This window comes from Roseobacter sp. (assembly GCF_024639605.1).
Lineage (GTDB): Bacteria > Pseudomonadota > Alphaproteobacteria > Rhodobacterales > Rhodobacteraceae > Roseobacter.
Window position 1 is genome coordinate 1 of the sequence record NZ_JAHEHZ010000053.1, and the last position, 22,365, is coordinate 22,365.

The 22,365-nt window shown below is 61.3% G+C and carries 20 protein-coding genes and 1 pseudogene; 9 read left to right on the forward strand and 12 right to left on the reverse strand.

Annotated elements, in window-relative coordinates:
• Positions 1 to 244: pseudogene (locus tag Q0M35_RS08935) on the reverse strand (ABC transporter substrate-binding protein); the annotation flags it as partial.
• A 34-nt stretch (positions 245 to 278) separates the two neighbouring features.
• The gene (locus Q0M35_RS08940) at positions 279 to 2,048 is read right to left on the reverse strand and encodes an ABC transporter ATP-binding protein (RefSeq protein WP_295314308.1); all 1,770 of its coding nucleotides are present in this window, start codon (positions 2,046 to 2,048) and stop codon (positions 279 to 281) included.
• Between the two features lie 180 nt (positions 2,049 to 2,228).
• On the opposite strand from Q0M35_RS08940, the gene Q0M35_RS08945 reads away from it, so the two are divergent.
• From Q0M35_RS08945 to Q0M35_RS08960, 4 genes are all read left to right on the forward strand, one after another.
• Positions 2,229 to 2,717: a class I SAM-dependent methyltransferase gene (locus Q0M35_RS08945; protein WP_295314310.1), complete on the forward strand. Its 489-nt coding sequence runs from the start codon at positions 2,229 to 2,231 to the stop codon at positions 2,715 to 2,717.
• Between the two features lie 91 nt (positions 2,718 to 2,808).
• Positions 2,809 to 3,654, forward strand: a complete 846-nt coding sequence (locus Q0M35_RS08950; RefSeq protein ID WP_295314312.1) for an IclR family transcriptional regulator — start codon at positions 2,809 to 2,811, stop codon at positions 3,652 to 3,654.
• Positions 3,651 to 5,741, forward strand: a complete 2,091-nt coding sequence (locus tag Q0M35_RS08955; RefSeq protein ID WP_295314314.1) for a 3-hydroxyacyl-CoA dehydrogenase NAD-binding domain-containing protein — start codon at positions 3,651 to 3,653, stop codon at positions 5,739 to 5,741. Before Q0M35_RS08950 ends, Q0M35_RS08955 begins: the two co-directional genes overlap by 4 nt.
• The gene (locus Q0M35_RS08960; RefSeq protein WP_366519653.1) at positions 5,716 to 6,156 is read left to right on the forward strand and encodes a PaaI family thioesterase; all 441 of its coding nucleotides are present in this window, start codon (positions 5,716 to 5,718) and stop codon (positions 6,154 to 6,156) included. The genes Q0M35_RS08955 and Q0M35_RS08960 overlap by 26 nt, the downstream gene beginning before the upstream one ends.
• A gap of 6 nt (positions 6,157 to 6,162) precedes the next feature.
• Here Q0M35_RS08960 and rpe read toward each other — a convergent pair whose 3' ends face one another.
• Together rpe and Q0M35_RS08970 are read right to left on the reverse strand one after the other, a co-directional pair.
• Positions 6,163 to 6,855 (reverse strand): ribulose-phosphate 3-epimerase, encoded by a 693-nt coding sequence (gene rpe / locus Q0M35_RS08965; protein ID WP_295314316.1) that lies wholly within the window; start codon positions 6,853 to 6,855, stop codon positions 6,163 to 6,165.
• Positions 6,856 to 6,942: 87 nt separating this feature from the next.
• Positions 6,943 to 8,283, reverse strand: coding sequence for an MmgE/PrpD family protein (locus Q0M35_RS08970; RefSeq protein ID WP_295314318.1), 1,341 nt, complete (start codon positions 8,281 to 8,283; stop codon positions 6,943 to 6,945).
• Positions 8,284 to 8,467: 184 nt separating this feature from the next.
• Here Q0M35_RS08970 and Q0M35_RS08975 point away from each other — a divergent pair, with 184 nt between their 5' ends.
• Complete coding sequence (locus Q0M35_RS08975; protein WP_295314320.1) at positions 8,468 to 9,004, forward strand: peroxiredoxin-like family protein; 537 nt, start codon at positions 8,468 to 8,470, stop codon at positions 9,002 to 9,004.
• Between the two features lie 85 nt (positions 9,005 to 9,089).
• Here Q0M35_RS08975 and Q0M35_RS08980 read toward each other — a convergent pair whose 3' ends face one another.
• Positions 9,090 to 10,790 (reverse strand): AMP-binding protein, encoded by a 1,701-nt coding sequence (locus Q0M35_RS08980; protein ID WP_295314322.1) that lies wholly within the window; start codon positions 10,788 to 10,790, stop codon positions 9,090 to 9,092.
• 195 nt (positions 10,791 to 10,985) lie between these two features.
• Between Q0M35_RS08980 and Q0M35_RS08985 the strand changes: the two genes are divergently transcribed.
• Together Q0M35_RS08985 and Q0M35_RS08990 are read left to right on the forward strand one after the other, a co-directional pair.
• Positions 10,986 to 12,350, forward strand: coding sequence for a glutamine synthetase family protein (locus tag Q0M35_RS08985; RefSeq protein ID WP_295314324.1), 1,365 nt, complete (start codon positions 10,986 to 10,988; stop codon positions 12,348 to 12,350).
• A gap of 28 nt (positions 12,351 to 12,378) precedes the next feature.
• Entirely contained in the window at positions 12,379 to 13,524 is a 1,146-nt protein-coding gene (locus Q0M35_RS08990) for an iron-containing alcohol dehydrogenase (RefSeq protein WP_295314344.1), read from the forward strand.
• A 6-nt stretch (positions 13,525 to 13,530) separates the two neighbouring features.
• Here Q0M35_RS08990 and Q0M35_RS08995 read toward each other — a convergent pair whose 3' ends face one another.
• The 3 genes from Q0M35_RS08995 to Q0M35_RS09005 form a co-directional block, all read right to left on the reverse strand.
• Entirely contained in the window at positions 13,531 to 14,289 is a 759-nt protein-coding gene (locus Q0M35_RS08995; protein WP_295314326.1) for a sulfite exporter TauE/SafE family protein, read from the reverse strand.
• A 3-nt stretch (positions 14,290 to 14,292) separates the two neighbouring features.
• A complete protein-coding gene (gene gndA / locus Q0M35_RS09000) occupies positions 14,293 to 15,693 on the reverse strand; it encodes an NADP-dependent phosphogluconate dehydrogenase (RefSeq protein ID WP_295314328.1) in 1,401 nt (466 codons plus the stop codon).
• 126 nt (positions 15,694 to 15,819) lie between these two features.
• Positions 15,820 to 16,851, reverse strand: coding sequence for an L-idonate 5-dehydrogenase (locus Q0M35_RS09005; protein WP_295314330.1), 1,032 nt, complete (start codon positions 16,849 to 16,851; stop codon positions 15,820 to 15,822).
• A gap of 103 nt (positions 16,852 to 16,954) precedes the next feature.
• Between Q0M35_RS09005 and Q0M35_RS09010 the strand changes: the two genes are divergently transcribed.
• On the forward strand, positions 16,955 to 17,713 hold the full coding sequence (locus Q0M35_RS09010) for an SDR family oxidoreductase (protein ID WP_295314332.1): 759 nt from the start codon (positions 16,955 to 16,957) through the stop codon (positions 17,711 to 17,713).
• Positions 17,713 to 18,225 carry a gluconokinase gene (locus Q0M35_RS09015; RefSeq protein ID WP_295314334.1) on the forward strand — a complete coding sequence of 171 codons (513 nt, stop codon included), beginning with the start codon at positions 17,713 to 17,715 and terminating at the stop codon, positions 18,223 to 18,225. The genes Q0M35_RS09010 and Q0M35_RS09015 overlap by 1 nt, the downstream gene beginning before the upstream one ends.
• Here the strand turns inward: Q0M35_RS09015 and Q0M35_RS09020 are convergent, their stop codons facing one another.
• From Q0M35_RS09020 to Q0M35_RS09035, 4 genes are all read right to left on the reverse strand, one after another.
• The gene (locus tag Q0M35_RS09020; RefSeq protein WP_295314336.1) at positions 18,226 to 18,957 is read right to left on the reverse strand and encodes an ABC transporter ATP-binding protein; all 732 of its coding nucleotides are present in this window, start codon (positions 18,955 to 18,957) and stop codon (positions 18,226 to 18,228) included.
• On the reverse strand, positions 18,942 to 19,712 hold the full coding sequence (locus tag Q0M35_RS09025) for an ABC transporter permease (RefSeq protein ID WP_295314338.1): 771 nt from the start codon (positions 19,710 to 19,712) through the stop codon (positions 18,942 to 18,944). The genes Q0M35_RS09020 and Q0M35_RS09025 overlap by 16 nt, the downstream gene beginning before the upstream one ends.
• 2 nt (positions 19,713 to 19,714) lie before the next feature.
• Entirely contained in the window at positions 19,715 to 20,716 is a 1,002-nt protein-coding gene (locus tag Q0M35_RS09030; RefSeq protein ID WP_295314346.1) for an ABC transporter substrate-binding protein, read from the reverse strand.
• Positions 20,717 to 20,957: 241 nt separating this feature from the next.
• Positions 20,958 to 22,365, reverse strand: a 1,408-nt coding sequence (locus Q0M35_RS09035; protein ID WP_295314340.1) for a mannitol dehydrogenase family protein, incomplete at its 5' end; no start/stop codon positions are given.

Genomic DNA, 22,365 nt, shown 5'->3' on the forward strand with positions numbered 1-22,365 from the left:
CCATCTGCCGGACGTCCTTGGAACGCGAAACCAGCGTCCGCAGGGTGCCGCCCTGTTTGCCGAAGGTACGTCCCTTGGCTTCCAGATCAATCACCAGCGGATCGAGCGGCAGCCGCTCGGAAACCGGCGGCAGATTGCCGCTGCTGACTTCGGCCTGCCAGAAGGAGCTTTCCTCGACCGCCGGAAGGGCGACCTCCGTCAGGGTTCCGGCTCCGGTTGTTTGTGCTGTCAGCGGCGCCGGCATCAGCAGCCAGGCGCTCAGTATCAGCGGAATGTATCTAAACATGGCAACGCACCTTATGGCCTGGTTCCAGTTCTCTAAGAGCGGGGGCATCGATACCGTCAAAGCGGAAAGCATCGGGCCAGCTTGCTGACGAACCCGCGCCTTTTGACACCAGTGTGAGGTCAATTGGCCGGTTCACATCCGGCTCTGGCTGCGCGGCGATCAACGCTTTGGTATAGGGATGCTGCGGGTTGTAAAAAAGCGTGTCGGGCGGGGCCTGTTCGACGACCACACCCTGCCGCATCACGGCGACCTCATCGGCAATGCGCGCCACAACCGCAAGGTCATGGCTGATGAAAAGATAGCTCAGCCCCATACCGTCCCGGATTTCTTCCAGCAATGTCAGTATCTGCTCCTGGACGGAGACATCCAGCGCCGAGGTCGGCTCGTCGCAGACCAGCAGTTCCGGCTCAAGCGTCAGCGCACGCGCAATGGACAACCGCTGGCGCTGGCCACCGGAAAAGGCATGCGGATACCGCGCGAGCATCGACGGATCAAGCCCGACCCAGCGCAGCATCTCAGCGGCTTTTTCGCGGCGCTCGGCGCGGGTGCCGAGGTTGTGGATCTCCATCGGTTCGGTCAGCGCCTGCTGCACACGCATGCGCGGTGACAGCGATGAATAAGGGTCCTGAAAGACCATCTGTGCCTGCCGCTGGAAGGCCACCCGCTCTTCCGGGCTCATTGCGTTCACGTGCAAAGGCCCGCCGCCTTTGCCGGCGCGGAAAATAACCTCACTGCCCGCGTCGGGTACCTCTGCGCCAAGTGCGATACGCGCGCAGGTCGTCTTGCCCGAGCCGCTTTCGCCCACGACCGCGAGGGTCTTGCCGCGTTGCAGTGCGAGGTTGACCTCGTGACAGGCCGTGACCCGCACCGGCGCGCTCCAGCCACCGGCACGCATCGTATACGTCTTTGACACATTGCGCAGATCAAGGATGACATCATCATGTGCTGCGGCACGGGCAGGGGCCGCCACCTCCGGAATCTGCGGCGCCGCGGCAAAGAGTTTGCGCGTATACCCATGTGCCGGCGAGCCAAGCACGACAGGCGCGGGGCCCCTCTCCATCACGCGGCCTTTGTTCATCACCACAACGGTCTCGGCCATATTGGCGACCACGCCCAGATCATGGGTGACGAGAATGACGGCCATGCCTGTATCTTTCTGCAGATCCTTGATCAGGCCCAGAACCTGCGCCTGGGTGGTCACATCGAGTGCGGTGGTCGGCTCGTCCGCGATCAGCAGTTCAGGTTTCGCCACCATAGCCATAGCGATCATCGCGCGCTGCCGCATGCCGCCGGACATTTCGAACGGATAAGATCGCCAGACCCGCTCAGGATCGGGAAAGCCCACCCGCTCAAAAGTTTCCAGCACCGTACGCTTGCTCTCGCTTTTGCCCATATCACGGTGCAGACGCAGCACTTCGGACACCTGATCGCCCAGCCGGTGCAGTGGCGAAAGCGATCGCATGGGTTCCTGAAAGATCATCGAAATCTGATCGCCGCGGATCTCGCGCATTTCGCGTTCGGGGATCTTGAGCAGATCCCGCGTGCTGCCTTTGCAGCTGAAGGTGATCTCGCCGCTGCTGATGCGCGCCGCATCCGGCAGAATGCGCAGAACCGAGCGGCAGGTGATGGTTTTGCCCGATCCGCTCTCCCCCACCAGTGCCAGCGTTTCGCCGGGCATAACCTGAAAGCTTACATCCCGGATAACCGGTTCCCCGGCCCCGAAACCGATGCTCAGATTCTTGACATCCAGCAATGGGGTCATCTGCGGTTGTTCGCTTCCCTGGCTGTTTTCCGGCCGGGAAAATGCGCGTGCCCCCCGACGTTTACAGTCAACGCGATTTCACGCCTCAGGTCCAGCGCACAGAGGCATGATTGGCTTTGTGCTGTTCATTTTCTCCTAAAAGGGGCATCTGATGCATAGAACCGACCGGAGTGAGCCCCAATGAGCCGTCTTGATATCTTTATTAACCGCATGGTGTCGCAGCGGGCCTGTCTCAATCACGCAGCAGAGCAGACAGCGGGTCTGCCCGGGCCGGTCTTTGAACTTGGTCTGGGCAACGGGCGCACCTATCATCACATGTGTGAAATAATGCCCGATCGCGATATCTTCGTCTTTGAGCGGGCGATTGCGTCGCATCCTGACAGCACACCGCCAGAAGATCACGTTCTGCTCGGCGATGTGTTCGATACCCTGCCGGCTGCACTGGAACGGTTCGGCCCGACCGCGTCGCTCATCCACGCAGATCTTGGCGGGCACAACGCGCAAAAAAATATAGAGTTCGCGCGGAAAATATCCCCGGTGATCGAGCCTTTGCTGGCACCGGGTGGTCTGATGGTCTCCAGCGACCGGATGTTTTTCACCGGCCTGACGGAAACGGACCTGCCCCGGGACGCAGTGCCCGGACGGTGTTTTATCTACCGGGCGGGGTGACTTGCCTCGATACGGATGTTGTTTTACCCTGTGAAACGTCAGGCACTTCATCCCGGAAGGTGATATCCTTAATGATAGTGAAATCAGATGGTTGTCTGAAACCTGCGCCCTTGTCTGGCCCGTGTCTTCTGTGATGTCGCAGACCGGTACCGACAGGAAATTTGCAAATACGCTGGAGCGCGGGCTGCGTATACTTGAGGCTTTCACCATCCATGATGTAGGCCTTACCCATGCCCAGATCTCTGAGCGGACCGGATTGCCAAAACCCACTGTGTCGCGTCTGACTTATACCCTGTCCAAGCTGGAATATCTGTCGCAGAACGGCCGTAACGGCAGGTTTTTCCCGGGGCCTGCGGCTCTGGTGCTGGGCACGGTTGCCACGTTTTCCGTGCCTTTTCTGGAGATTGTTGCAGGTGACATGCAGCGACTGGCAGACAAGACCGGAACGCTAACTGCGGTCTCGGTGCGATACAGGGAACTGATGGTTCTGTTGTGCGCCTGGCATCCTGCGACAGGCCAGACGGTAGGTGCGCAGAGCGGGCACCGCATCCCGCTGCTCGGCTCGTCTTCGGGGCAGGCGGTGCTTGGTGCGCTCGATGACGCACGCTTTGAGCGCCTGAAGCCTGGAACAGCGCTGCGCGCAATTCGCAAAAACGGTTATGCGCAACTGATGCGTGACGGTTTTACAATTGTCCCGCGGGAAATGCGCTATCCCGGTCGCGTGAATGCAGTGGGCGTGCCCTATTTCGCGCCGGCGCTGGGACAGCCTGTCGGGTTTTCCTGCGGCGGACCCACGGGAAGCCTGACGGACCAGCGGTTGCGCGAAGAGGTGGCACCGGCCCTGCGCGCCACGGTACACTCACTTGAGCAACGCACAGATCAGGCATCGGCCATCTCGATCCGTGCGCAGATCACAAGGGAAGGCGGAGCCCCATGACCGATAAAATCCACTACCGGCGAGACGGAGATATCGCTGTGCTTCGGATCGCCAACCCGCCGGTAAACGCGCTGAGCCAGGAGGTCCGCACCGGTCTCGCCGAAGGTATGAACCGGGCAGAAGCAGACACCGGGGTGCGCGCCGTGCTTATTGTGGGCGACGGGCGAGCCTTCATCGCCGGTGCGGACATCCGTGAGTTCGGAAAACCACCACAAGAGCCGCACCTGCCTGATCTGTGCAACCGGATTGAGGCCTCGCCGCTGATTGTCGTGGCTTCCCTGCATGGCGTCAGCCTCGGTGGCGGTCTGGAGGTTGCGCTCTCGGCGCACTACCGGATTGCGCAGCCGACAGCACGCGTTGGTCTGCCCGAGGTTCATCTCGGTCTTATACCGGGGGCCGGCGGAACGCAGCGGCTGCCACGCATCTGCGGGGCAAAAGACGCCATCGGGGTGATTACCTCCGGCCGGCACCTCGGAGCCCGCGACGCGCTGGCGCTCGGTATTATTGACGAAATTACGGAGAACGATCCGGAAGAGGCAGGCCTTTCATACACACGCACCCTTCTGGCAGAAGCTGCTGCGCGACGCCCGGTCAGCGAACTGCCGGCACCTGAGCCACTTGACTGGGATGCGGTTTACGAAGAGGTGCTGAAAAAGGGACGCGGGCAGATATCGCCTGCCGCCGCGGTCCGCGCCGTGCAGGCCAGTTCTGAACTGCCCTTCGTCGATGGCCTGGCGGAAGAGCGGCGGATCTTTAATGATTTGATGCAGACCGATCAGCGCAAAGGCATGATCCATGCGTTTTTTGCCGAGCGTCAGGTCAGCAATCTGCCGGAACTGAAAGATACCCCGGCACGGCAGGTTGAGCAGATCGGTGTTGTGGGCGGTGGTACGATGGGAGCGGGCATCGCCACGGCGGCTTTGCTGGCCGGGTTGCGGGTCGCGCTGCTTGAGATGACACAGCAAGCCGCGCAGGCTGCAGGCGAACGCATCGCCGGCAATCTTGCAGGTGCGCTCAAACGCGGCAAAATTACCGCAGAGCAACAGAGCAGGATGCTTAGCGAGAACCTGATCTGCGATACCCGGGACGCAGCCCTGAGTGACGCGGATCTGGTGATTGAAGCGGTCTTTGAGGATATGGATGTAAAGCGCGAGGTTTTCGGGCGGCTCGACGCGGTCTGCAAACCAGGTGCGATACTGGCCACCAACACATCCTATCTGGATGTCAATGAGATCGCCGCGGCCACAGCCCGCCCGTCAGACGTCATCGGGCTGCATTTTTTCTCGCCGGCGCATGTGATGAAACTTCTTGAAGTCGTTGTCGCGGACAAAACGGCCGGTGATGTCACCGCAACCGCGTTTGCGCTCGGCAAACGCCTGGGCAAGACAGCGGTGCGCAGCGGTGTCTGCGATGGGTTCATCGGCAACCGGTTGCTCAATGCCTGCAGGTCGGCAGCTGATCACATGGTGCTTGACGGGGCGAGCCCGTTTCAGATCGATAGCGCTCTGCAGGATTTCGGCTTCGCGATGGGGCCTTTTGCGGTGTCGGACCTGGCTGGTCTGGATATCGCCTGGGCGATGCGTAAACGCCGCGCTGCAGGCCGTGATCCGCGCGAAAGGGTCGGGCGCTATGCTGACAAACTCTGCGAGGCAGGGCATTTCGGTCAAAAGACGGGAGAGGGGTTTTATCTCTATGAAAAAGGCCGGCGCGGCGGCACGCCTGATCCGCGTGTCATCGACCTGATCAAGGCCGAGCGCGTGGAGCGGGGCATCACGCCGCGCAGTTTCAGCGATGCGGAAATCCAGCGCCGCTACATGGCGGCGATGGTCAACGAGGGGGCAAAGGTCCTGGGCGAAGGCATCGCCGGACGGCCGCTCGATGTGGATATGGTGCAGATCTTCGGATACGGGTTTCCCCGCTATCGCGGCGGCCCGATGAAGTGGGCCGATATGACCGGACTGCCCGAAGTTCTCGCCGATATCGACCGTTTCGCGCAGGAGGACGCGTATTTCTGGTCCGCAGCACCCCTCCTGCGCGAGCTTGTTGCGCAGGGCCGGACCTTTGACGATCTCAACCGTGATGCCTGAGGTGCATGAGCCCGGCATTATTACCGGCGAGACCGGCACCCAGCGGCTCGTGGGATATGTGATTGATGTACGTGACAGGTCCGTTGCACGGTGCTGGCTGGATGTGGGGCCGCAGCATCTTAACCGCCACAATGTGCTGCACGGCGGCATCGCAACCATGCTGCTGGACAGCGCCTGCGGCGCCACCGCCTCGCTGACGGTCGATGCGCGCGGGACAGCGCCTTTCCTGACGGTGTCTCTGACGACCCAGTTTGTTGCGCCCGCACGCGAGGGGCGTGTGACGGCTGTGGGCCGTCTTACAGGGGGCGGGCGTAGTCTGCTCTATATCACCGGTGAATTACGGGATGCGGATGATTGTCTCATTGCCACGGGAACAGGTGTTTTCAAAAAGGTGCCGGCAGAGAGGCTGACCTGAGCGCACTCAGACATAAGTGCCGGACGCGGCCTCGCGGATCGCTTTGATGTTGGCCCCGTAAGGAGCCGGGTCACGGACAGAGCCGCCGCGGAAGACCGCAGAGCCGGCAACCAGCACATCTGCTCCCGCCTGTGCCACGAGCGGTGCGGTCGCCGGGTCGACACCACCATCGATCTCGATATGCACCGGCCGGTCGCCGATCATGGTGCGCAGCTGTCGCACCTTATCGACCTGGCTGTGGATGAATTTCTGGCCGCCAAAGCCCGGGTTGACGGTCATCACACAGACCAGATCAACCATATCGAGAAGGCTGCTGACCGCCTCCGCCGGTGTGCCGGGGTTCAGCGCCACGCCGGCCCTGGCACCTGCGCCGCGGATCGCCTGGAGAGTGCGGTGGATATGTGGCCCGGCTTCAACATGGGCAGTAATCACATCCGCACCGGCATCCGCAAAAGCTGAAATGAACGGGTCAACCGGCGTGATCATCAGATGCACGTCCATCACGCCCTTGATGTGCGGGCGGATCGCAGCGCAGGTCGCCGGCCCGAAGGTGATATTTGGCACGAACCTGCCATCCATCACATCGACGTGCACCCAATCCGCTCCCTGCGCCTCGATGGCCTCGCATTCTGCACCAAAATTCGCGAAATCAGCAGAGAGGATTGAGGGAGCAATTTTCACGGAGCGGTCGAAGGACATGGCAGGGCCTCTGGCAGGAGAACAGTTGCAACAGGCTATATCTGCCGGGGGCGACGGGGAGCAAGGGGGGATGCCAAAAGATCTCTGTCAGGGAGGATCAGTCACAAGGGCCGTAAGGTCACTGAAACGTATCGGAGCATCCTGCGTCATCGGCTCGCGCAGGGCCCAGATCTGTGAGGCACGCTCAGCACCGATCACAGGGGCGGCAAAGGCGTGAAACTTTGCACCGATCTCTTCTGTGCTGAGGGGCGCTTCGGGGCCGCCACGTGCTTCGGTGAAGCCCGAGGTCAGCGTAGTGCCGTCCTGCAGGATCACCGTGACGTCTGCGCAGCGCTGTGCGGGAAAACGCGCGGTATATTCCGGCAGCGCGGTCACCGTAATCCGGGGCAGGAGGTCGGCCACTGAGGTATCCGTAAGGCCGGCCCCTGAGATATGGGCGGGCCCGACATGACCGTGGCGCATCATGATGGCGAGGGGAAATGGCAGGGAATACTGTGCTTTACCGGTTGTATCCGGCACACCTGCGTAAAGGGCGGCACTCTGGTCAAAGGTATTCACCTGCACAGCGCGGATATCATCACAGGCAAGGGCGTTTTCGCGCATGAGACAGGACAGAGCATCCAGCGGTGCGTGGGCCCAGCGGCAGACGGGATAGGGTTTGATATAGTTTTTGCACACCGTCCAGTCGTGCCCGAGATCATCCCAGATATCGGCGACATCCGGGTTTTCGACGGTAATGGCCGGGGCGCCCTGAAACCCGTCGACGGCGAGAAGGGCGGCCATCGCACCGGTCAGCGCGCCCATGCCCGACCCGTCATGCAGCATTGTGGGGGTCGCAATCTCGCGCATCATCTGGCTGCGCGGTCCGTGGTATTCCGCGATCCCGAGTGCTTCGCGCAACTGCTCCCGCGTAGCACCGCGCAGGCGGCAACCGATGGCCGCAACCCCGAGCGCGTTCCAGGCACCTGAGGTGTGATAGTCGCTGACGGTGCGGTGCAGTGCGATCGCAGCCCGTGCACTGACCTCATAAGACATCACAAGCAGATCAAGTGCGGCGCGCATGCTCAGATCGGGATGGTTTTCGGCGAAGGCAAACAGGGCGGGTATGACCGCACAGCCGATATGACCTTTGGCAGGGTTGTACCCGTCGTGCCCGTCGAGATTGTCGATCTGCGTGGCGGCTGCAAACGCAGCGCCAGGCACCGAAACCGCCCGGCCGTCGAACATCATCCGGGCCTGATGCCGCGGATCGGCAGCACCATGAAATGCGGCAGCGTGTTCGCGTGCCAGCCGTGCCGGTTCGAGACCAGTTGCACCGGCAGCGACACCAATTGTGTCAAGCAAAAGCAGTGTCATGGCCTGTCGCGCGGCAGCAGGCACCTGAGGGTCGGATATAAAATCGGCGGTTTTCCTGAACCGGGGTGTCATCGTTGGCCTTTCCGGGTTGTATACCCGGACATCAGGTGCCCGATCGCGGAACAGGTCATGTCTGTTCGCGACATCTTTTCAGTCTGTCACAGAAAACAAGCGGATGTGATATCCGGGCTCTTTCCATCACAAGGGAACTGTGTAAGAGACCGAACGGTCAATAATTCTCAAAGGAGTTTCAACGATGCTGATGCCACGCCAGAAGGTGCCGGACCTCGTCCTGCCAACACTTGATCACGGTGAATTCGATCTGGGCAGTGATGGCTCTGAACGAGGCACTGTTGTGTGTTTCTACCGCGGTCTGCATTGTCCGATCTGCGCCACTTATCTGACAGAACTGCAAAAGCGCACCCCGGAATTTGCCGAGCGCGGTGTAAAGACCGTGGCCGTCAGTTCAGACGATGAGGAGCGCGCACGCGGGATGGCGGACAAGATCGGTGCCGGTGATTTACGGATTGCCTATAACCTGTCGCTGGCGTCGGCGCGCGAGTGGGGCCTGTATATATCGACAAGTCGGGGGACCACTTCAATCGGCATCGAAGAGCCTGCGCTTTTCTCGGAGCCCGGACTGTTTATGGTGACACCCGAGCAGACGCTGTATTACGGATCCGTGCAGACCATGCCTTTTGTACGACCGCATTTTTCGGAACTGGTCGGCGCACTCGATTTCGCGATTAAGAATGAGTATCCGGCGCGCGGCGAGTACACCGGCGACGTCTGATCCGAAGGCGCGGCTTCGCCGCACGATATGCCCCGGTCATTTCCCTCGCGGGATCTGACCGGCTGCGGCCGCCAGGGCGGACAGGTCACGCGTTGGCGAGGTCCGCAACCATCTGATCACGCATGATGAATTTCTGCGGCTTGCCGGTCACTGTCATCGGCAGGCTGTCTTTGAAACGGATATGCGCGGGTACTTTGTAATGCGCGATGTTTTCGCGGCACCAGGTGCGCACCGCGTCAGGGCTCAGAGCGGCATTGTCCCGGAGCACGATCCATGCGCAGACAATCTCACCGTAGTGCCGGTCGGGTATGCCGAAAACCTGCGCCTGTGCGATATCGGGATGGGTGTAGAGAAACTCCTCGATCTCGCGCGGATAGATATTTTCACCGCCGCGAAGGATCATATCTTTTACCCGTCCCGTGATGGCGCAATAGCCGTTTTCATCCAGCGTCGCGAGGTCTCCGGTGTGCATCCACCCCTGCGCGTCTATACATCCGGCGGTTTTCTCCGGCGCACCCCAGTAGCCCTGCATCACTGAATACCCGCGGGTGAGCAACTCACCCTGTGCGCCCACCGGCACCGTGGCACCTGTATCATCGACAATGCGCACTTCGACATGCGGGTGAATACGCCCGACGGATGAAACGCGCTGCTCCAGCGGGTCATCGACGTTGCTCTGAAACGACACCGGGCTCGTTTCCGTCATGCCATAGGCAATTGTAACCCCGGTCATGTTCATGCGTGACTGCACCCGCCGCATGACCTCAACCGGGCAGGGGGCGCCAGCCATAATGCCGGTGCGCAGTGTGCTTAGATCGCAGCTGGCGAAGTCCGGCAGTGCCAGTTCGGCCACGAACATCGTCGGTACACCATAAAGCGCCGTGCAGCCCTCATCCGACACCGCAGCGAGGGTTTCGGTGGCGTCAAAACCCTCTCCGGGGACCACGATGGTGGCCCCCCTGGTCACGCAGCCAAGCGTGCCCATGACCATGCCGAAACAGTGGTAAAACGGGACCGGAATACAGAGCCTGTCAGCCTCGGTCAGCTCAAGCGCACCGGTCACGAAATGAGCGTTGTTGACGATATTATGGTGCGTGAGGCAGGCGCCCTTGGGTCTGCCTGTAGTACCGGAGGTAAACTGAATATTGATCGGATCCTGAGGATCGAGATCCGCGGTGACGGCGTCAAGTTCCGGCACTGGCACATCGTCACCCTGCACACAGACCTCATCAAAGCTCAGCGTGCCGGCAGGTGCAGCGCCGTCCCCGATGACAATCACAGCCCGCAGGTGGGGCAGACGCGCGGCCCGCAGATCGCCGGGCGCGGCGGTCGCAAGCTCGGGCGCGAGCTCGGCCAGCATGCCTGTGTAGTCAGAGCCGCGGAAACTGCGCGCCGTAATCAGCGCGCTGCACCCGACATCGTTGAGCGCATATTCCAGCTCAGAGATCCGGTAGGCCGGGTTTATGCACACCAGTATCGCACCAATCCGTGCTGTGGCAAACTGGGTCAGCAGCCACTCAGCGCGATTGGGGGACCAGATGCCCACCCTGTCGCCTTTGCGCAGCCCGATGCTGTGCAGTCCGCCCGCCAGCCTGTCGGTCTCTGCGGCAAACTGCGCATAGCTCCAGCGGATATTCTGCGCCCGGAAGACGGCAGCGGGATGATCAGGCAGTCGCGCCGCCTGCCCGGCCAGCAGACCTGGCAGGGTAATATTGAGCAGCGGCTCGGTACTGTCTCCGATGACATGAGAGAGACCGTTGATCGGTTTACGGGAAAGGGTGGACATTGTCCTGTCCTCTGGCTGAACGGGTGGCGGCATTCTGCGGCGTTTTCCTGCACGAATGCAACCTGTCGCAGAACCCGGCGACGGGTGCGGCACATCTGCTTGACCATTGCGCTGTGACGTGGCGATCATGTACCGCGGGGTGGCGCGCGACCGGACGCCCCGTTGTCCGTACCTGAAAAGCAACTGGAGCCTGATATGACGACGCCCCTGACACTTGACGCGCTGCGCACGCATGTCGCCGAGGGAACAACTGATACTGTGCTCGTATGCGGTGTGGACATGCAGGGAAGGCTGATGGGCAAACGCTTTCACGCAGCGAACTTCCTGGAGCATTCGCATGCGGAAACCCATTGCTGCACCTACCTGCTCGCCACTGATCTGGAGATGGCCACACCCGAAGGCTACAGGTCCGCAAGCTGGTCCAAAGGCTATGGCGATTATGTGCTGCGTCCGGATCTGAGCACGCTGCGGCCCGTGCCGTGGCTCGAAGGGACGGCAATGGTGCTTTGTGACATCTGCGAGCATGACGGCGAAACTCCGGTGGCGCACAGCCCGCGCGCTGTACTGAAAAAACAGGTCGCGCGACTGGAGGCGATGGGCCTCACAGCGATGATGGCCACGGAGCTGGAATTTTTCCTGTTCGAGAAAAGCTTTGAGGAAATCCGCAAGACGGGATTCCGGGATCTGACACCGATTTCCGGCTACAATGAGGATTACCACATCTTCCAGACCACCAAGGAAGAGCACGTGATGCGCCCGCTGCGCAACGGCCTGCACGCCATGGGCATCCCGGTCGAAAACACAAAAGGCGAAGCCGAAACCGGGCAGGAAGAGCTGAACATCCGTTATTCCCCGGCGCTTGATTGTGCCGATCACCACTCGATCGCCAAACATGCAGTGAAAGAAATTGCCTGGCAGCATGGCCACGCCGCAAGCTTTCTGCCCAAATGGGCCGCGGATAAAGTCGGCAGCTCCAGCCACGTGCACCAGTCGCTCTGGTCCGACGGCGATAATGTGTTTCGTGACCCGTCCGACGATCTGGGAATGTCGGACCTGATGCGCCACTATATGGCCGGTCTTATCGCCTATGCGCCTGACTACACGTACTTCCTTGCGCCCTACATCAACAGCTACAAACGCTTTGCCAAAGGAACGTTTGCGCCAACCAAAACGGTCTGGTCCGTCGATAACCGGACCGCCGGCTTCCGGCTGTGCGGGGCAGGCACAAAAGGTGTGCGCGTTGAATGCCGCATCGGGGGATCTGATCTGAACCCCTATCTGGCGCAGGCCGCGTTGCTGGCCGCGGGCATAAAAGGAATTGAAGACAAACTGAAGCTGGCACCTGCAACGACCGGTGACGTCTATGACGCAGGCGATGCGCAAAGCATCCCCGCCAATCTTGCCGAAGCACGCACCCGGATGATGGGATCAGAGATGCTCAAAGACGCGATGGGCGAAGACGTGATCACCCATTATGCGCGTGCGGCTGAATGGGAAATCGAAGAATTTGACCGTGCAGTCACCGACTGGGAAATTGCACGTGGATTTGAACGGGCCTGAAGGCCACGAAAAGAAAGACAACGACATCATGACACTGCACGCAACCTGGTCCTATCCGACCAGTATCCGTTTCGGCGCAGGCCGGATCAGCGAAATCGCCTCGGCCTGCGCGGCTGCAGGTATTACCCGGCCTTTGCTGGTGACAGACAAAGGGCTTGCCGGATTGCCTGTCACACAGAAGACCCTCGATCTGATGGAAGCCGAAGGCCTCGGTCGCGCGGTTTTCTCGGAGGTCGACCCCAATCCGACCGACGCGAATGTCGGCGCCGGTGTGCGGGCCTACCGCGAGGGTGGCTTTGACGGTGTGATCGCTTTCGGCGGTGGCTCGGGGCTTGATCTGGGCAAGGCTGTGGCTTTCATGGCCGGACAGACCCGTCCCTTGTGGGATTTCGAGGATGTCGGGGACTGGTGGACCCGTGCGGACGCTGATGCCATTGCACCGGTCGTTGCTGTGCCGACAACCGCCGGCACCGGTTCTGAAGTGGGCCGCGCGAGTGTGATCACCAACCCGGAAACCCGGGAAAAGAAAATCATCTTCCATCCAAAAATGCTGCCCGCCGTCGTGATCTGCGACCCGGAACTGACTGTTGGCATGCCGCCGGCGATCACCGCAGGGACAGGCATGGATGCCTTTGCCCATTGCCTTGAGGCTTACTGCTCGCCGCACTACCACCCGATGTCGCAGGGCATCGCTCTCGAAGGCATGCGGCTTGTGAAAGACAACCTGATCACCGCCTTTGAGGACGGCGAAAATATCGAAGCACGCAGCCATATGATGTCTGCCGCCGCCATGGGGGCCACTGCGTTTCAGAAAGGGCTCGGCGCGATCCATGCGCTCAGCCACCCGATCGGCGCGGTTCACCACACCCATCATGGAACGACCAATGCGGTGGTGATGTTGCCGGTGCTGCAGTTCAACAAGCCAAAGGTTCGCCGCCATCTGGCGCGCGCAGCCAACTATCTGAGTATTACGGGCGGCTTCGACGGGTTCTGCGCGTTTGTGGGCGACCTTAATGCACGGCTGGGCATTCCGGAAAATCTGACCGCGCTGGGGGTGACAGATCCTGATCTTGATGCGCTGGTCGAAGCGGCACTGAAGGACCCCAGCACCGGTGGCAACCCGGTGGAGATGAAGCGCGGGAATACCCGGAAGTTGCTGGAATCCTGTTTCTGAGCGGGCTTAGCCGTACCAGATCGCGCGGCGGATCAGGTTGAGCCCGAGAAACACAAACACAATCAGGATCGCATTGCGGAACCCTTCGACCGAGAGCCTGCGGCGGAGGATTTCGCCCAGCGAGAACCCGGCGATGGCCGGGATCAGCATCGCAATCGAAACGCCGCTTAAGGGTCCGGTCAGAAACCCGAGCCGCGCATAGGCATAACAAAGCGGCAGGCTGCCAACGAAAATCATAAAGCCCGTGGCGCGTACAAACTCGTCTTTCTGAACGCCGCGGGCGGAAAGATACATCGCCATGGGCGGACCCCATGCGGCAGTCATTCCGCCGATGAACCCCGAAAAAACTCCGAACCCGACCTGGGCTGCGGTGTCATATCTGTCCGGCACCGGCGGTACGAGTTTTTTCCAGCTGACCGCTACGAAAATCAGGATCACAACCCCCAGTGCCACCAGCAAAAACCGGTCACCGGCATCCCGGGTGGAAAAGGCGGTGATTGTCACCCCCGCGAAAAGAACCAGCGAAAACAACCAGTAGCGTTTCGCTGTGCGAATGATCTCACCCTCCCGCCAGAGTTGCCAGGCGTTGGAGCCGATCATCGGGAACAACACCAGCGCAATCGCCGTGCGCGGATCGGTAAAAAGCGTCATCAGCGCAATCGCGGCCGTGGGCAGACCGATCCCCGCGATGCCTTTCACCGTGCCCGCAATCAGAAACGCAGCACTTGCAACCGCGATCAGGGGCAGCATGTCCACCGGGATCATATGTCAGTCATGCGCCCAGGGCCCGTGCTGTCCGGTACTGCCATCATCAAGGCGTTCAAACCCGTGCAGGCCAAAGAAGTCGCGCTGTCCCTGGATCATATTGGCGGTGCCGCGATGCGTGCGCATGGCGTCGAAGTAGGCCAGACCCGAGCTCAGCGCCGGCACCGGCAGACCGTAAAGCGCGCCCTGTGCCACGACTTCTCGCAGCCCGTCATGGTTCATCTTGAGCAGGTTGGCAAAGTGAGGCGCCAGCATCAGATTGCGGTCCGGATCTTCAGTCAGCGCGGCGGCCATATCGTTGAGCATGTCTGAGCGGATGATGCAGCCCTCACGCCACACCCGCGCAATATCGGGCAGGGGCAGCGCCCAGCCAAAAGCGTCCGAGGCCGCCGAGATCATCGCAAACCCCTGAGCATAGCACAGTATCTTGCCGGCGATCATGGCCTGTTCGAGGACGGTCTCCGAAAGGGTCCCCTCAGGCAGCTCTTTCGGCGCAGCCCCGAAGAGCGCCTCGCCCGCCGCACGCGCGTCCCGCTGTGACGACAGATTACGTGCTACAACAGCCGCCTCGATTGCCGGGACAGGAGCCGCCAGATGCTGCGCTTCGATCACGGTCCAGCGGCCGGTGCCCTTCTGGCCGGCGGCATCCACAATCACATCGAGCAGCGGACCATTCGCCGCCGTATCGTACGCCCCTGCCACCTTGCCGGAAATCTCGATCAGATAGGACCGCAACGGCCCCTCGTTCCAGCGATCGAAAACGGCACCGATGTCAGCCGCCCGCATGTTCATGCCATCGCGCAGGATGCCATAGACCTCTGCGATCATCTGCATGTCGGCGTACTCAATCCCGTTGTGTACGGCTTTGACGAAGTGCCCGGCGCCCTCTTCACCCATCCATGTGGCACAGGGGGTTCCGTTGTATTTTGCGCTGATCGCCTCAAGGATATGCGCGACCCTGTCCCAGTGCGCACGGATGCCGCCGCCCATGATCGACGGACCGTGGCGCGCGCCCTCCTCACCGCCCGACACCCCGATGCCCAGAAACGGCCCGGTCGCGGCGCGGGCGCGGCGGTTAGTGTCATGAAAATTCGCGTTGCCTGCATCTATGATCAGATCATCAGGTCCCATCAGCGGACGCAGGGCTTCGATCTGTGCATCCACGGCCTCTCCTGCCGGCACCATCAGGATGATCGCGCGCGGCTCAGAGATCGCGGCCACCAGATCTTCGAGGGTTTCGGCAGGTGTAATCCGCGAGGCGAGATCCCCGGCACCTTTTGCGAAATCATGTGCGACGCTGGTGGTCCGGTTCCACACCGCGATGTCAAAACCAGTTTCGGCGATATTGAGTGCCAGTGCGGCTCCCATTGTACCAAGGCCAATAAGGCCGATGTCGCTGCTCATGGAAAACATACTCCTGTCAATAACGGACCGCAGACCCGGAACATCCCGACGGGGCCTTGCCCGGCAGCACTATCATTCAGCCTGACGCAAAGGGAAAGAGACGATCGCCGGATTGACGTGAAGGTGTCACGCAAAAGAGATCTGGGCCTTCATGGCCTGCGTCCGGTCGCTGGCCAGCTCAAAGGCTTTTACCGCTTCATCCACGCCAAGGGTCTGGGTGATCAGCGGTCTCACATCGATCAGCCCCTTGCGCATCAGTTCAACGCCGGTGAAGAATTCCTCGTGAAAGCGGAACGAGCCGCGCAGCTGCAGCTCTTTTGCGGTCAGCGCCTGTACCGGCAGCGTCATATCACCGCCGAGCCCCAGTTGTACGATCACGCCGCGCGGGCGCATGGCGGCGATGCCTCCGGCGAGCGCACTGGCGACACCTGTGCACTCAAAGAGTACGTCGAAATATCCCTTCTCCGCTTCATAGGCGCTGAGCGCGTCGGGCGTGTCGCCGGTATTTATCACCCGGTCCGCACCGTTATCGCGCGCCATCTGCAAAGTGAAACCGGTCAGATCAGTGGCGACAATTTCCGCAGCACCCGCGCGTCGCGCAGCAAGGATGCAGAGCAACCCGATGGGTCCGCAGCCGGTGACCAGCACACGCTTCCCCAGAAGTTCTCCGGCCTGGCGCGCACCGTGCAGGCACACCGCCAGCGGCTCTGCCATCGCAGCCTCGCCCGGGGTCAGTTCGCCGGCGGGCGCACACTGGCGCGGGTCGACGACAAGCTGCTGCTGAAACGCGCCCTGGATATGCGGGAACGGCATCGCGGATCCGTAAAACCGCATGTTCAGACAATGATTGTGCTGGCCCTTCTGACAATACGCACACGTACGGCAGGGCCGCGACGGAGAGACCGCGACCAGTTCACCGGTCGTGAGCCCCTCGACGCCTTCTCCGAGCACGGAGACATATCCCGAGACCTCGTGGCCCAGTACCATCGGTTCCCGCAACCGGATGGTGCCGAATCCGCCGTGATTATAATAGTGCAGATCAGAGCCGCAGATCCCGCCTGCGGCCACTGTTATCCCGACCTCGCCGGGGCCCGGAGATGCGGCTTCGCGCTCTTCGATGCGCAGGTCGCGCGGCGCATGAATAACGACCGATTTCATCTGTTACCTCCCCGGCAGCACCGTCCGTCGGAAACTTGACAAGCCGTGTTATCGATAACATAAAATGATCGAAGCGCCGAAGTCGAGCAGAAAGAGCCCCCTTATGAGCCTGTCCCTATTCGACCTCACCGGCAAGCGCGCGCTGATCACCGGATCTTCTCAGGGGATTGGTTTTGCTCTGGCCAAAGGGCTGCAGGCAGCGGGTGCAGCGGTCGTTCTGAACGGAAGGGATGTGGATAAGCTCGGTGCTGCGGCGCAGGATATGGGCGGCAATCCTCATCTGCTCGCGTTCGACGTTACGGATCATGAAGCCGTCCGTACGGCAGTGGATGGTTTTGAGGAAGAAACCGGCGCGATTGATATCCTCGTGAACAACGCTGGCATGCAACACCGCGCACCGCTGGAGGATTTCCCGGCAGATGCCTTTGAACGGCTGATGCAGACCAATATCGCCAGTGTTTTCCACGTGGGACAGGCCTGTGCACGTCATATGATCCGGCGCGGCGCGGGTAAGATCGTCAATATCGCCTCAGTACAGACGGCGCTCGCACGCCCCGGTATTGCGCCCTACACAATGACCAAAGGGGCGGTGGCCAACCTCACCAAAGGCATGGCAACCGACTGGGCGAAATACGGGCTGCAGTGCAACGGTCTGGCGCCCGGGTATTTCGACACGCCGCTCAACGCAGCCCTCGTTGCTGATCCTGAGTTTTCCGCCTGGCTGGAAAAGCGCACGCCCGCCGGGCGCTGGGGCAATGTCGATGAACTGGTCGGCACCTGTATTTTCCTCGCGTCGGGGGCATCGTCTTTCGTGAACGGCACGACCGTCTTTGTGGACGGCGGCATCACGGCCTCGCTCTGATGCAGCGCTATGTGGTGATGGGGGTCTCGGGCTGCGGCAAAACCTCTGTCGGCACCGGATTTGCAAGAGCCATCGGTGCACAGTTTATCGACGGCGACGATCTGCATCCGGCTGAGAATGTCGCCAAGATGTCGCGCGGAGAACCCTTGGATGACGGCGATCGAGGCCCATGGCTTGCGGCGGTAGCAGCAGCCCTCGCGCGGGCCCGGGGGGACGTGGTGATCGGATGTTCTGCCCTGCGCCGGCGCTACCGCGATCTGATCCGCGACGGTGCAGGGAGCGATGTCGTTTTCCTGCATCTGTCAGGCAGCCGGGACCTGATTGCCGGCCGGATGGGCGCGCGGGAGGGTCACTTTATGCCGCTTACCCTGCTCGACAGCCAGTTCGCGGCCCTTGAGCCGCCGGGACCTGATGAAACCTGCGTCACTGTCGATATCGATCAGACCGAAGAGCAGGTTGTGCGGTATCTCACCGGGCAGACGCAACATCTCAGGGCCGCCGACCTTGCCTGATCAGAGCGCCGCCGCGACCGCGTCCGAAAACCTGCCCAGTTCAGGTGTGTCACGTTTGCGGGGCCGCTCAACCGGCACCGGTTTATCAAAGGCAATCCCGGCGGGCTGACCGGAAAGCACCACAACCCGGTCGGCCAGAAAAGCGGCCTCGGCAATGTCATGCGTCACAAAAACCACCGCCGCACCGCTGGCCTGCCAGATCTGCGTCAGTTCGTCCTGTAACGATGTCCGGGTCAGTGCGTCCACAGCAGAAAACGGCTCATCCATCAGCAGGACATCCGGTTTCACGGCCAGCGCCCGGGCAATACCGCCGCGCTGTACCTGTCCGCCGGAAAGCTGATGGGGATACCGGTCGGCAAGTTCTTCAAGCCCGGTCAGCCGCAAGACCTCGGTGACGCGCGCCGTGCGCTCACCGGCGGGCAGAGACAGGCCTTCAAGTCCGTATTCCACATTCGACCGCAGCGTCCGCCAGGGCATCAGCCGGCCATCCTGGAACACAATGGCGCGCCTGCGCTGGCCCGGGCGTTCGGCGCTGTCGAGTGTCACTTCACCCTGATCGGGCTGTAACAGCCCCGCAATCGCACGCAACAAAGTCGATTTTCCAACCCCCGAGCCCCCGACGATCGCAATGAAGGCGCCACGCTCCACAGTCAGAGAGAAATCTTTCAGGATCGGCTGGTCTGCACCGGGAAAACGCAGGCTGACCCGGTCAACGCTCAGGACGGGCGCCATTGCAGGATCCTTTCCTCGGCGAAACTGAACAGCCAGTCGCTGATGGTATAGACCAGCGATATTGCCAGCATGTAGATGACCACAGCCTCATAGGCACCGACGCCGGCGGCTGAGTTCATCTCCTGACCCATACCAGGCACGCCCAGCAGTTCCGCTGCGATAAGCGTCATCCATGCCTGGCCCACACCTGTGCGCAGACCAGACAGAATACCCGGGGAGGCCGCGGGCAGCGTGACCGAGCGGTGCAGTTTGAAATAGGCCCCCTGACCAAAGGCGCGCGCCAGTTCGTAAAACCGCGGATCGACATTGCGGACCGCTGAATAGGTGGCGAAATAATTGACCCAGAAGACCCCGATCGAGATCACAAAAGCCGCGCCTGCGTGGCTCACCTTGAACCAGGCGATGGCAAAAACCACCCAGGCCAGTGGCGGGATCGGGCGCAGAATACGCGCCAGCCAGGCATGATAGGCATCAAGACCGCGCGAGGTTGCCACGGCCATGCCGATGATGAATCCCAGAAAGCTGCCCAGAAAGAGACCCCAGACATAGTGCACGAGGCTTGAACCCACCGCAGGCAGAAGGCGCCCGGAGGTGAACTCGTCCATCAGGGCAGCGGGCAGCAGAAAGGGGTCGGGCATCGTGCCGCGCCGCACCCACTCGAATTCCTGTGCGCATTTCCACAAAGCGATAAAGCTCAGAAGACCGGCCGCACCCAGAAGCGCACGGCCGGTTTTCGTGTCAGTCAGAGCAGTCAATTTCAGCCTCCGGACAAAGAGTCGTAGATGGAGACGTCAAAAAGCGCATCAAGATCCACAGGCTTTTTAAGCGTTCCGAGCTCCGCCTGAAAATCATGCATAACGCGTGTACCCTCGATAATGAAATTGGGGTCAGACACAAAGCCGGCAGCTGAGCCCTTAATGGCGCTCCGGATAATCTCCGGATCAAGACGGCCACCGCCGACATATTTCGTGACGGCTGGTGTGGCGGCATCGGGATCATTCACCAACAGGTCAGTGGCACGTTTATGTGCCGCAACAAGCGCCCGGATCTGATCGGAGTGCGCCGTGATGGCCTCCGAGCGCACCGCCAGCACAGCACCGGGCTGACCGGGGAACAGCTCAGAGCCCGCGGCCACGACCACCGCATCATCAAGGCGCGAGGTCACAATGGAGACGATCGGTTCGAGGATTGCCGCACCATCGACAGCACCGGTCAGCAGTGCCTGCTGCACCTGTGCTGCCCCCTGAAAAATGATCTCGACCTGATCCGCGTCCGCGCCAAGCTGCCGGCGCAGCCAGTACTGCAGCACAGTTTCAGGCACCGATCCGGTGGGGAAGGTGGTGATCACAGCCTTGCGCCCCTTGTCGGCGGCAAACCGGTCAAAGGCAGTCGCGTGATCTCCTTCGAAATACGGGGCCAGTTCACCCAGTGCGACCACGGAAATCTGCTCCACGATATTGGAGCTGACGACCTTGATGTCTGCGCCGCGCGCGCGGGCGACCATCGCAGGGCCGATCCCGAAATAGGCCACGTCAAGCTGTCCTGCAAGCAGCGCCTGTACCATGGCCGGCCCGTTCTGAAACTGTACCAGATCCGGTGTGATCCCTGCCTCCTCAATCCAGCCTTCTTCCAGCCCGATGAAAAGCTGTGACACGGGCAGGATCGGCATATACCCGATCTCAAGTTCCACGCGTTCCTGAGCGCTGATCTGAGCAGGTAAAACGGCAGCCAGTGTGGCCAGAAGTGCGGCGAATATCATTCTCACGGTATCTCCCCCTGTATTCCGGTGTTGTGAGGCGGATATAGGATCGTTTCCTGCAAAACCGCCAGATCAGCCATGCATAAAGGTCTGTTGGGTCATTATTTTTGCCCGGACCGGGAAAGTTTCCCGATCTGCGAGGAAATCAGGAACGACCGCACCTCGTGTCTGCGCCCTGTGCGGTTTTTTGCGCCTCCGAAGTCTGTCCGGGCTGTAATCCGAACAAGGGGCCGCCCGGTCTTCAGTCCGAGGCAGCACTGAGGATAGCGGCCGCATCCCCCTGCAGCATTGGCGAAAGCTTTTGCGCGACTGCGTTGATCCAGCCGGAATCTTCTGCGAGGCCCTCAGGCAGGAGCCCCGGCAAAGCCGCCAACCGCGCAGTGATAACGCGCGCGTCCGCGTTGCCGGCATGAAGCCCGTGCAACGCGTCTGCCCGCGGATCTTGCAGCTCATATTGCTGCCCCTCCGGGGTCAGGCCGGTAGTATATCTCAGCCAGGCAGCTGTCGCAGTCGCAAACGGCATGATGTCCAGTCCGCGGTTTTTTGCAACCAAGGCCGGCGCAAATATCCGCTGTGGCATCTTCTGGCTGCCATCCATCGCAATCTGCGCTGTCTTATGCGCAATCTGCGGATTGGCAAACCGCTGCATCAGATCATCCGCGTAACCGTCGAAATCAAAACCGCCGATCGGATCGAGGGTGGCCGCCGCCGCCTGCATATGCCGCCGCACAACTGCGCGAAGCTGCGCGTTCCCGACCGCATCACGTACAAAAGGAAAGCCGCAAAGAACACCGGTATAAGCGATCAGCGAGTGCGCCCCGTTGAGCATACGCAGCTTCATGTTTTCGAAGGGAGCGACATCTCTGACAAAGATCGCGCCACCGGCTTCCCAGTCGGGCCGTCCCGCACAGAAACTGTCTTCGATTACCCATTGGGTAAAGGGCTCGGTCTCGACCGCTGCCTCGTCCTCGCATCCCAGAAGACCGGCAACTTCGGCTCTGAGGTCTGCGGTCGGCGCTGGCGTGATCCGGTCAACCATGGTCGCGGGAAAGGTCACGTGGTCCTCGATCCAGGCCGCAAGAGAGGCGTCGGTGCGGCGGGCGAAGTCAAGAATCACATTGCGCACCATCGTGCCGTTGTCCGGCATGTTATCACAGCAAACGACGGTAAAAGGCCCCGTGTTCGCTTCGCGGCGCCTGCGCAGGCCTTCGGTGATCAGGCCTGCGAGACCGGTTGGCGCGCCTGGCCGTGCGAGGTCATCGCGCACGGCGGGGTGCCCTGGATCAAGCCGGCCTGTTGCGCGGTCGAGGCCATAGGCTTTCTCGGTTACCGTCATGCTGACGATCCGGGTGGCGGGGTTTTGCAGTGCTGCAAGTACACCTTTTGTGCCGCGCACAGCAGCCAGCGCGCCCGCGATGCTGCCAATCACCTGCAGGTGCGGGGTGCTGCCCGGGCCGGGGCGTGTCACAAGGGTATATCGCCCGTCCTGATCCCGGAGCGCGTCAGCAACGGCGGTGCTTTGCAGGCTGACGCCGAGGATCCGCCAGTCGCCACCACTTGCTGCGAGGGCCGCGTCGGTGCAGACCGCCTGATGGGCGCGGTGAAATGCTCCCGGGCCGAAATGAACGATACCGGTGCCGGACCGCGCC

What these genes read in the sequence shown, in the direction of transcription:
- Q0M35_RS08980 (WP_295314322.1), bottom strand. Translation starts at nt 10,790, where the DNA reads ATGTCCACCCTTTCCCGTAAACCGATCAACGGTCTCTCTCATGTCATC.
- Q0M35_RS08945 (WP_295314310.1), top strand. Translation starts at nt 2,229, where the DNA reads ATGAGCCGTCTTGATATCTTTATTAACCGCATGGTGTCGCAGCGGGCC.
- gndA (WP_295314328.1), bottom strand. Translation starts at nt 15,693, where the DNA reads ATGAGCAGCGACATCGGCCTTATTGGCCTTGGTACAATGGGAGCCGCA.
- Q0M35_RS08955 (WP_295314314.1), top strand. Translation starts at nt 3,651, where the DNA reads ATGACCGATAAAATCCACTACCGGCGAGACGGAGATATCGCTGTGCTT.
- Q0M35_RS08975 (WP_295314320.1), top strand. Translation starts at nt 8,468, where the DNA reads ATGCTGATGCCACGCCAGAAGGTGCCGGACCTCGTCCTGCCAACACTT.
- Q0M35_RS08995 (WP_295314326.1), bottom strand. Translation starts at nt 14,289, where the DNA reads ATGATCCCGGTGGACATGCTGCCCCTGATCGCGGTTGCAAGTGCTGCG.
- Q0M35_RS09015 (WP_295314334.1), top strand. Translation starts at nt 17,713, where the DNA reads ATGCAGCGCTATGTGGTGATGGGGGTCTCGGGCTGCGGCAAAACCTCT.
- Q0M35_RS08940 (WP_295314308.1), bottom strand. Translation starts at nt 2,048, where the DNA reads ATGACCCCATTGCTGGATGTCAAGAATCTGAGCATCGGTTTCGGGGCC.
- Q0M35_RS09030 (WP_295314346.1), bottom strand. Translation starts at nt 20,716, where the DNA reads ATGATATTCGCCGCACTTCTGGCCACACTGGCTGCCGTTTTACCTGCT.
- Q0M35_RS08990 (WP_295314344.1), top strand. Translation starts at nt 12,379, where the DNA reads ATGACACTGCACGCAACCTGGTCCTATCCGACCAGTATCCGTTTCGGC.
- Q0M35_RS08970 (WP_295314318.1), bottom strand. Translation starts at nt 8,283, where the DNA reads ATGACACCCCGGTTCAGGAAAACCGCCGATTTTATATCCGACCCTCAG.
- Q0M35_RS09020 (WP_295314336.1), bottom strand. Translation starts at nt 18,957, where the DNA reads ATGGCGCCCGTCCTGAGCGTTGACCGGGTCAGCCTGCGTTTTCCCGGT.
- Q0M35_RS08985 (WP_295314324.1), top strand. Translation starts at nt 10,986, where the DNA reads ATGACGACGCCCCTGACACTTGACGCGCTGCGCACGCATGTCGCCGAG.
- rpe (WP_295314316.1), bottom strand. Translation starts at nt 6,855, where the DNA reads ATGTCCTTCGACCGCTCCGTGAAAATTGCTCCCTCAATCCTCTCTGCT.
- Q0M35_RS09010 (WP_295314332.1), top strand. Translation starts at nt 16,955, where the DNA reads ATGAGCCTGTCCCTATTCGACCTCACCGGCAAGCGCGCGCTGATCACC.
- Q0M35_RS09005 (WP_295314330.1), bottom strand. Translation starts at nt 16,851, where the DNA reads ATGAAATCGGTCGTTATTCATGCGCCGCGCGACCTGCGCATCGAAGAG.